The sequence below is a fragment of the Streptomyces sp. H27-H5 genome, assembly GCF_026627505.1.
Lineage (GTDB): Bacteria > Actinomycetota > Actinomycetes > Streptomycetales > Streptomycetaceae > Streptomyces.
In genome coordinates, this window is sequence record NZ_JAPNLK010000173.1 from 1 (window position 1) to 8,808 (window position 8,808).

The following is an 8,808-nucleotide window of genomic DNA, read 5'->3' on the forward strand; positions in this document are numbered from 1 at the left end:
GGGCTCGATCAGGGCCCATTGCTCGTCGGTGAGGTCGCCACGTGCCATGCCCGATGGTTTATCAAGAGCGACCGGTTCCGCGGCGCCGATTACCCAAACCGTGATCTGGACTCCATACAGGACCTAGTGCCACACCACCCGGACGGCCGGATCGAGGATCCAGCCCGCCACCACGTCCATGCCGACCACGCGCAGTTCGGGGCGCAGGGCCCCCGCGTCCAGGCCGTGCTGGGCCAGCGAGAAGCTGTCCGCGGCCAGCACCCCGCCCTCCTTCTGGAACCGGTCCAGGTCGTTGTCGCTGCCGGGGACGGCGAGGACGACGCCCTCCTGGACCAGGAAGAGAAGCGCCGACTGCCCGGTGAGGACCTGGGTGACTGCGTCGCGCCGGAAGCCGGCGTCCTGCGCGACGCGCCCCTGGCTCTCGATGAGCAGCAGCCGCGGGGTACCGCTCTCCCACGTGTCGCTCACGCCTGCGGCGCTCCGCTGATGGCGTCGACGACGTGCTGGTCGAAGTTGACCAGGCTCCAGTCGCGGCGGTTGAGGATGACGGCGTAGCCGTGCACGATGCGGCCGGTGGCGGTCTTGACCAGCTTGCCGTCGCGCAGCACGTAGAAGTCCATGCGCGAGGTGTAGGTGAAGTCCTTGAAGACCTCCTCGACGGTGTAGACCGTGTAGAGGTCCTCCTCCATCAGCGCCTCGTCGAGGATGCGGATGTCCGAACGGGGCACCACCGGGATCCAGCGGCGGTCGTCGAGCAGGGTCTTGATGGAGATGCCGCGGTCGGCGACGAAGCGGTCCTTGCCCTCCTCCATCAGGCGCAGGTAGCCGGACATCTGGATGCGCTCGGTGAAGTGGCAGTACGGGTACGGGATGTTCCACTTCCAGGCGTACGCGTTCCGCCCGTCGGTCAGCGAGGCGAGGATGTCCTCCTCTGCGGGGGCGGCGGTTCCCGGCTCGCGCTCCAGGTCGTCGCCGAGCGTGGCGACGGCGAACCGGTCGAGCTGCGCGGGGACCTCGCCGGCCGCCTCCAGGTAGGTGTCGACGCGCAGCGAGACGCGGACCTTGGAGGTGACCGCCTTGTGGATCTCGCCGTCGCGCTCGAACCGGATGGTGATCTTGAATCCGAGCGTCTCGTCGTCGTCCGCGGTCCACGGCACGACCTCGGCGTCGGCGATGTCGTCCATGTGGAAGGCGTGCAGGATGCGGCTGTCGATGGAGACCAGGTCGAGGCCGAGGCCGTACTCCTCGTACAGTCCGCGGGCGGGCAGCCCGGACTGGCGGAAGTGGTCCAGGACGGCTTCCTCGACGAGGTAGTTGACGTGCTTGAAGCCGATCCACGTGCAGATGTTGGACCCCTCGTAGCGGGGGCGTACCCGGGTGGTGGTGGGGGTGTTCAACAGCGCCTTGACGGCCGTGTCCGTAACGAGGGTCATCGCTGGAGCTCCAGGGCGTTGGGAAGGGCCGTCCCGCGCTGCGGTGCCGGGCCCAGGGTCGAGTTGACGAAGCCGCTCACCGCGGTGGCGAAGGCGCCGGCCGCGTCGAGCATCGGGAAGTGCCCGCTGCCGGGCAGGACGTGCGACAGCCCGTCGGGGAGGGCCTCGGCGAGCGCCACGCCCTCCTTCGGGCGGGCGGCGAAGTCGTGCTCGCCGCCGAGCACCAGGGTGGGGACCGTGATCCGGCCGGTCTCCAGGGTGGGCGTGCGCAGGTACAGGTCGAAGAACCGGAGCCAGCCGTAGGGGCCGACCCGGTCGCGGACCCGCTCCCCCATCGCCTGCCGGACGTCGTCCGGGACGCGTCCGCCGGAGTGGGCGCGGATCCCTTCCTCCATGATCAGGTGGAAGTCGTTGAGGTAGTAGCTGATGGTGTCCCAGTCGAACTGGTCGGCACGGCCCCGGTAGAAGGGCGAGACCAGGACCAGGGCCCGGATGCCGAACTGGCGCAGGGCGTCGACACCGCCCCGCATCTTCTGGTCGAGCAGGTCCAGGAGGACGTTGGCCGCCATGGAGTGGGCGACCACCACCTCGGCCCCGCCGGGCACCGCCTCCAGCGCCTTGGCGAGCCCGCCCCGCAGGTTGGGCTGCTCGCTCCACTCGGCGATGGTCTCGGTGCGCCACGGCAGCCGCGCGGTCCACAGTTGGTAGTTCTGCGGCAGCTCGGGGAGCGCGCGCTCCCAGACGGTGTCGGTGGCGGCGAGACCGTGCAGCAGCAGGACGCGCGGACCGGTGCCTTCGGTGCGCTGTTCGACGGCGACGGGACGCAGGTCGATGTGGGTGTTCACGAGGGTCTCCTCACGGCCGCTCACGCCGCTTCGGGCGCGAACAGCAGCAGATCGGCGCGGCCGTCGTCGGTGGCGGTGCCCGTCACGGCCTGTACGGGTCCGCGCTCGCCGGCGTCGAACCAGCCGACGGCGGCGGCCACCTGGAGCAGCCCGGACGCGCCGGAAGCCGTCCCGAAGTGCTCGGGCAGCGCCCAGCGGCGCCCGCGGGCGCTCTGCTCGCCCGCGCCCCGGCGGTAGGGGCCGAGCACGGCCCGTACCGTCGCGGAGCGCTCGGCGGCCGCGGCCCGCGACTCGACCACCAGGGCCGCGCCGCCGTCGACCGCCCGGCCGCCGCCGAGCAGCCGGCGCACCACCTCGTTGTCGGGTTCGACGCCGAGCACCAGGACCCGCTCGGTCCGGCCGGCCGTGATCATGGTGGCCGCCCAGTGGACGGCGTCCAGGCCCGAGGTCTCACCGTTGCAGACCATCAGGTTGGGGCCGCGGAGCCCGTAGCGGATGGCCGCCGAGGAGGCGATGACGTTGCTGGAGGCGTTGGGCAGGTCCATCGGGCTGGTGGCCGTGACGGTCTCCTCCCGGATGGTGTCCAACGCCCGGGCGACGGTGTCCAGGTTGCCGAAGTTGGAGCTGGCGACCACGCCGACGCTCGCGGCGGGCACCGTGAGCCCGTCCTTCTCCTCGCCGAGCAGGCCGGCGTCACGCAGTGCGGCGGCGCTCAGCGCGTAGCCGAGCTGGGTGGCCCGGTCCTTGTAGCGCAGGCCCTTCCTCCCCACGTGCGCGGCGGGGTCGACGGGCGCGCCGCCCGGCGGCGGTCCGTCGGCCAAGGCCCGTGCGCTGTCGGTGCCGGGCAGCAGTACGGCCGCTCCGGTGACCACGACGACGGTGTCGGTGCTCTGGGTGGTCATCGGGGGCCCTCCACTATGGCCACGGCGTTGATGCCGCCGAATCCGAAGGCGTTGAGCTGTGCCACCTTCAGCGGCTGATCGGTGACCGCCTGCCGGGTGACGAAGCGGAACGGCGCGGCCTCCTCGACCGGTTCGTCGAGGCCCACGGTCGGGGGCACCCGCCCCTCGTTGAGCGCCTGGAGGCCCACGATCAGGTTGATCAGGCCGGACGCACCGGAGGTGTGCCCGGTCATGGACTTCACGGCCGTCATCAGCGGCCCCGCGGCGTCCTCGCCGAGCACGTCGGCCAGCGCGGTGGCCTCCGCCTCGTCGTTGAGCAGGGTGCCGGTGCCGTGCAGCATGACCAGATCGACGTCGGACGGCTTGACGCCGGCCAGCCGGTGGGCGGCGCGCATGGCCTCGGCTATGCCCTCGGGAGAGGGGGCGGTGACGTGGTAGGCGTCGCAGTTGACGGCGACGCCGCGCAGCCGGCCGTGGACCTGCGGCGCACCGGCGTCGTCGCGGCGCAGCACGATCGCGGCCGCGCCGTCGCCCATCAGGACGCCCGTGCGGTTGCGGTCGAAGGGGCGTACCCGGTCGGGCGGCGTCGGGTGGACGCGCTCCAGCAGCCCGTACATCGACTCCGTCAGCACGTCGACGCCGGCGACGATGACGGTGTCGGGCGCGTCCTCGCCCTCCTGGCTCAGGAGGTCGCAGCCCAGGGCGAGCGCGTACAGCGAGGCCGAGCAGGCGTTGGAGAAGGTGTGCGTGACATCGGCGTTGAAGCGCTCGCGCAGGCCGGTCCCGAAGTGCAGCCCGGAGTCGGCGAACGGGGAGCCGTCACGCCACCACAGTTCGAACGAGCGCAGTTCGCGAAGTCCGGTGCCGACGAGGATGGGGATCCCGGCGAGGTCCTGGCCGAGGCCGGCGTCGGCCGCGGCCTGGGCGATCGCCTCGTGCAGGAGGCGGCCGGCGCGGGCGGGGACGTCCTCGCCGACGGCTGGTCGGTCGTCGACCTCGTAGGCGTGCCGCGCCCGGAACCGTGTGCGGTCGAAGCCGCGCAGTTCGGCGCGTCCGCTGACGCCCCGGCACAGGTTCTCGAAGAGTTCACCGACACCGGAGCCGGTGGCGGCGACGACGCCCATCCCGATGATGGGACGGCTCATCATGACGCCTCCTTGATCGCGTCGTACCGGCCGAGCAGGACCGCCGCGTTGTTGCCTCCGAAGGCGAGACCGTTGTTCTGAACGATCCTCAGGTCGGCCTCGACGGCCTGGTTCGGCACGCAGTCGACATCGCACTCGGGGTCGGTGGTGACATGGTTGATGGTGGGGGGAATGAAGCGGTTCTGGATGGCGAGGGCGCAGCCGATCGCTCCGAGGGCGCTGGCGGCGCCCATGCTGTGGCCGAGCATCGACTTCATGGAGACGGTGCGGGGAGGCGCGTCTCCGAAGACCTGGCGGATGGCGCCCGCCTCGGTGATGTCGTTGGCCTTGGTGCCCGTGCCGTGCGCCGAGATGAGGTCCACCTCGTGCGGTTCGACACCGGCGTTGTCCAGGGCGAGCCGCATCAGTTCGGCGACGCTGTCCCGGTCGGGTGCGACCTGGTGGTGGGCGTCGCAGTTGAGCCCGTAGCCGAGGACCTCGGCGTAGATGGTGGCACCGCGCTCCAGGGCGGAGTCCAGCCGCTCCAGGACCAGGACGCCCGCGCCCTCGCCGGTGAGGATGCCCTTGCGGTCGATGTCGAAGGGCTGGCAGCGGTCCGGGGCGATGGTGCCCAGCCGGTAGAAGCCCGTGAAGGTCTTGCGACACATCGCGTCCGCACCGCCGCAGAAGGCGAACTCCGCCTCGCCCGAGCTGACGGCGTCGAAGCCGTACCCGATGGCGTAGTTGCCCGCCGAGCAGGCCGTCGGGATGGTGAGCGCCTCCACGTCGGTCAGGCCCAGTTCCTGGGCGATGGCGACCGACAGCCGCCCGGCCGGCACGCGCCGGGCGGCCGTGGGGTCGAAGGAGCCCACACCCTCGGCGAGTTCCCCCGCGACCAGTTGGTCGAGGTCGTAGCTCTCGCCGTCGGTGGTGCCGATCGAGATCAGCCCACGCCGGGTGCGCAACAGCGTCAGATCGAGTCCCGAGTCCTCCAGGGCCATCCGGGCGGCCGCTGCCGAGAACTGCGCGGCCCTGCCGAGCTGTTCCACGTCCAGCGTGCTGATCCATTCCCGCGGGTCGAAATCCGTGATCTCGCACCCGTTCGCGTGGGCGAAGCCCTCCGTGTCGAACACGGAGATGGGTCGGGCACCGCTGCGGCCTTCACGAAGTCCCTGGAGGAACTCCTTCGCGCCGAGTCCGATGCTCGAGACCACTCCCAACCCGGTGAGGACCACCCGGTGCCGCTCCGGCCGGATCCGGCCGATGCCACGTTCTGCCGCCGTCATGGCAACCTCCCAATCCGCCGGAGCGGAATCGACTACCAGTTGGCCGGCTCGGACACGACCTCGTAGACGCCCTTGAGGTTCACCATGCGAGGCAGCTCGCTCTGGTTGATGACGACGCGGAACTCCTTCTCGAGGGCCGCGAGGATCTCGATGGCGCGGAGCGAGTCGGCATTGTGGTCCTCCTTGAAAAGGCTGACCTCACTGACCTCGTCCTCCTCGATTTCGAGAATGTCGCAGACAATTACCTTGATGGTTTCCAGACGCTCGTCGCGCGTAGCAGTCGTCACGTTCATACCCTTCTCGGATTCGCCGCCACAACGTACGCGGCCCGGTTACTCGCAAATGAATGGTGCGATGGCTCGTTCTTTTCCCACAACGACGGCTGCAACAAGCTGCCACGGCCGCCGAGGAATTCAGGATCCGGTGGCTCCGGCCGGAGTCAGATCGCCCCGGGTTCGCAGCAAGGCGTCACCCAGGGCCACGGCCGCGTCGGTGCCGGAACCGGTCAGGGCGCGGCCCGGCACCTGCGGCATCCGGGCGGCGGGGCCGGAGAGCACGAGGGCGGCGGTCGTACCGCCGCCGGCGCCGCGCACGGGGACCGCGTACGAGACGGTGCCGGGCGCCACGGGGTCGGGGCCGTAGGCCCAGCCCCGGTGGCGCACCTGGGCCAGGTGCGCCGCGGTGAACCGGGCACGGACGAGGCCCTCGTACAGTTCCTCGGGCTCCTCCCAGGCCAGCAGCACCTGGGCGGCGGGGCCGGCGGTGGCCGGGCGGGCCGTTCCGACCGCGCCCGCCTCGGGGGCGTCGCCGCGGTCGACGGAGCTCGCGACGCACATCTGCAGCCGCCCGCGCCGGCGGTAGAGCCGGGCGTCCAGACCGGTCCGCTCGTACAGCTCGGCGAGGACCGGGCCGCAGACCTGGGCCAGCCGGTCGCCGCGCGCCTCGACGGCGAGCAGCCCGAGCCGGGGCCCGAGCACGAAGCGGCCCTGTGGGTCGCGGGTGAGCAGGCCGAGCCGCTCCAGGGCGACCGCGATCCGGTACGTGGTCGGCCGGGAGAGCCCACTGTGGGCGACCAGTTGGACGAGCGTGGCCGGGCGGCTCTCCACGATGTCGAGCAGGACGGACGCCTTGTCGAGCACTCCGACGCCGCTCATCGGCCGTGGTCGCACCTCGGTGCTCACCGTTTCGGGGCCAACCGTGCGCGGATGTCGGCGATGAGCGCGTCGCGCTGCTCGACGAGGTAGAAGTGGCCGCCGGGCAGTTCCCTCAGGTCGAAGCCCTTCGGCGCGACGCCCGACCAGGCTCGGACCTCGGCGGCGGTGATCTCCGGATCGCTGTCGCCGACGTACCCGACCACCGGGCACCCGAGCGGGACGCCGGGGCGCGCGGTGTAGCGGGCGACCGCTTCGAAGTCGGCGCGGATGGCGGGGAGCACCAGGTCGCGCAGGCCCTCGTCGTCGAACAGCGCGGAGTCGGTGCCGCCCAGCCGGCGGACCTCGTCGAGGAGCTCGTCGTCGCCGGCGAAGGCGGCGGTGCGCGGGGTGAGCAGGTGCGGGGCCTTGCGGCAGGAGACCATCAGCAGCTCAGGGACCACCGCGTGACGCTGTTCCAGGCGCAGCGCGATCTCGTAGCCGAGGGTGGCGCCCATGCTGTGACCGAAGAGGGCCAGCGGGACGTCCAGGTAGGGCGGCAGTTCGGCGGCGATCGCGTCGGCGAGTTCTTCCAGAACGGTCCAGGGTGCCTCGGCGATGCGTTCCTGGCGGCCCGGGTAGCGCACGGCGAGCACTTCGACGTCGTCACCGAAGGCGTGCCCCCAGCCGTGGAAGAAGCCGGCCGAACCGCCGGCGTGCGGCAGGCAGAGCAGTCGCAGCCGGGGCGTCGCCCCGGTGGCGTATCTGCGCAGCCAGATGCTCTGGGTGCCAAGTCGCATGGTGGGTGGTCTCCTTGTGCGTGGGGTGATCGGTCAGTCCATGGCCGCCGGACCGTCCAGGGACACCACTTCGGTGTCCGGGGCGATCCGGCGGATCAGTCCCGCCAGGGTGCGCCCGGGGCCGAGCTCGACCAGCCGGCGGCAGCCGAGCGGGCCGACGAGGGTGCGTACGCTCGGCTCCCACAGCACCGGTGAGGTGAGCTGACGGGTCGCGAGCTCGGGCCAGTCGTCGGCGCCCGTGTGGACGTCGGCGTCGGCGTTGGCCACCACCGGCAGGTGCGCGGCGGCGAAGGCGGTGTTCTTCAGGGCGATCCGCAGGCGGTCGGCGGCGGGGTCCATGTACGGGCTGTGGAAGGCCCCGCCGACTTGGAGCCGGATCATCTTGGCGCCGATCGAGGGGGCCTCGGCCTCGATGCGGTCGATGCCCTCGGCGGAGCCGGAGACGACGGTCTGGCCGGGTGCGTTGACATTGGCGACCCATACGTCGGCGCCGCCCGCGCGGACCCGGTCGGTGAGGGCGGTGACCTCGTCGACGGGGGCGGCGACGAGGACGCCCATGGTGCCCGGCCGCTCCTCGGCGGCCCCGCGCATGGCCCGGCCGCGGGCCGCGACAAGGGCGGCCGCCGCGCGCAGGGGAAGGGCTCCGGCGGCGGTCAGCGCCGCGTACTCGCCGAGGCTGTGGCCGGCGCAGGCGACCACCCGTCCGCCGAACGCGTCGCGGCGAACCGCTTCGGCGTGGGCGACGAGGGCCACCGTGAACACGGCGAGTTGCGCCAGGTCCGTACGCCGCAGTTGCTCGTCCGGGGTGCGCAGCAGCAACTCGGCGAGGTCTTCTCCGGTGACCTCGGAGATTTCTCCGGTGAGTTCCCAGGACGGCGTTTCCCGCCAGGGCTCACCCATTTTCGACTTCTGTGTTCCCTGACCCGGGAACACCAGACCAATCGGTATCCGATCCATGGATCCGCCTTCCGCGCCGTATTCACCGGGAGCGTGGGGACCCGTGGTCGGGATCAACCCGCGGGCCACGGGTCCCCACGCGCCGGAGGCATGGAGTCGGGGGTTCTCCATACCACCGGGAAGGACTTCACCCGCTCATCGAGGAGCGTGAATTCCTTTCCTGGCGTCATACAACTTCGGCGCCGAACGCGCGGCAACACACGTTTCAGCCTCGATCCACCGCGTGATCTTTGATCACGCGGTGTGATTGCTTTTGTGGTGGGTTTCCGGATTCGGGCAGGCCGGTATCCCGGGTGGCCGTCCCGGTGGCGGGTTCTCCGAGGTTCTTTCT

10 protein-coding genes are annotated in these 8,808 nt (G+C 71.4%); all 10 read right to left on the reverse strand.

Going from position 1 to position 8,808, the window contains the following annotated elements:
• Positions 1–123 precede the first annotated feature (123 nt).
• A complete protein-coding gene (locus OTB19_RS40380) occupies positions 124–468 on the reverse strand; it encodes a hypothetical protein (RefSeq protein ID WP_267803813.1) in 345 nt (114 codons plus the stop codon).
• Positions 465–1,433, reverse strand: a complete 969-nt coding sequence (locus OTB19_RS40385; RefSeq protein WP_267803814.1) for a hypothetical protein — start codon at positions 1,431–1,433, stop codon at positions 465–467. The genes OTB19_RS40380 and OTB19_RS40385 overlap by 4 nt, the downstream gene beginning before the upstream one ends.
• Complete coding sequence (locus OTB19_RS40390) at positions 1,430–2,278, reverse strand: alpha/beta fold hydrolase (protein ID WP_267803815.1); 849 nt, start codon at positions 2,276–2,278, stop codon at positions 1,430–1,432. Before OTB19_RS40390 ends, OTB19_RS40385 begins: the two co-directional genes overlap by 4 nt.
• Before the next feature lie 20 nt (positions 2,279–2,298).
• On the reverse strand, positions 2,299–3,180 hold the full coding sequence (locus tag OTB19_RS40395) for a beta-ketoacyl synthase N-terminal-like domain-containing protein (RefSeq protein WP_267803816.1): 882 nt from the start codon (positions 3,178–3,180) through the stop codon (positions 2,299–2,301).
• A complete protein-coding gene (locus OTB19_RS40400; RefSeq protein ID WP_420717008.1) occupies positions 3,177–4,328 on the reverse strand; it encodes a beta-ketoacyl-[acyl-carrier-protein] synthase family protein in 1,152 nt (383 codons plus the stop codon). Before OTB19_RS40400 ends, OTB19_RS40395 begins: the two co-directional genes overlap by 4 nt.
• Complete coding sequence (locus OTB19_RS40405) at positions 4,325–5,590, reverse strand: beta-ketoacyl-[acyl-carrier-protein] synthase family protein (protein ID WP_267803818.1); 1,266 nt, start codon at positions 5,588–5,590, stop codon at positions 4,325–4,327. Before OTB19_RS40405 ends, OTB19_RS40400 begins: the two co-directional genes overlap by 4 nt.
• A gap of 32 nt (positions 5,591–5,622) precedes the next feature.
• Entirely contained in the window at positions 5,623–5,883 is a 261-nt protein-coding gene (locus OTB19_RS40410) for an acyl carrier protein (protein WP_267803819.1), read from the reverse strand.
• A 120-nt stretch (positions 5,884–6,003) separates the two neighbouring features.
• A complete protein-coding gene (locus OTB19_RS40415) occupies positions 6,004–6,744 on the reverse strand; it encodes an IclR family transcriptional regulator (protein WP_267803820.1) in 741 nt (246 codons plus the stop codon).
• Positions 6,745–6,767: 23 nt separating this feature from the next.
• Entirely contained in the window at positions 6,768–7,520 is a 753-nt protein-coding gene (locus OTB19_RS40420) for a thioesterase II family protein (protein WP_324290587.1), read from the reverse strand.
• Between the two features lie 33 nt (positions 7,521–7,553).
• The gene (locus OTB19_RS40425) at positions 7,554–8,477 is read right to left on the reverse strand and encodes an ACP S-malonyltransferase (RefSeq protein WP_267803821.1); all 924 of its coding nucleotides are present in this window, start codon (positions 8,475–8,477) and stop codon (positions 7,554–7,556) included.
• Between the last annotated feature and the right edge of the window lie 331 nt (positions 8,478–8,808).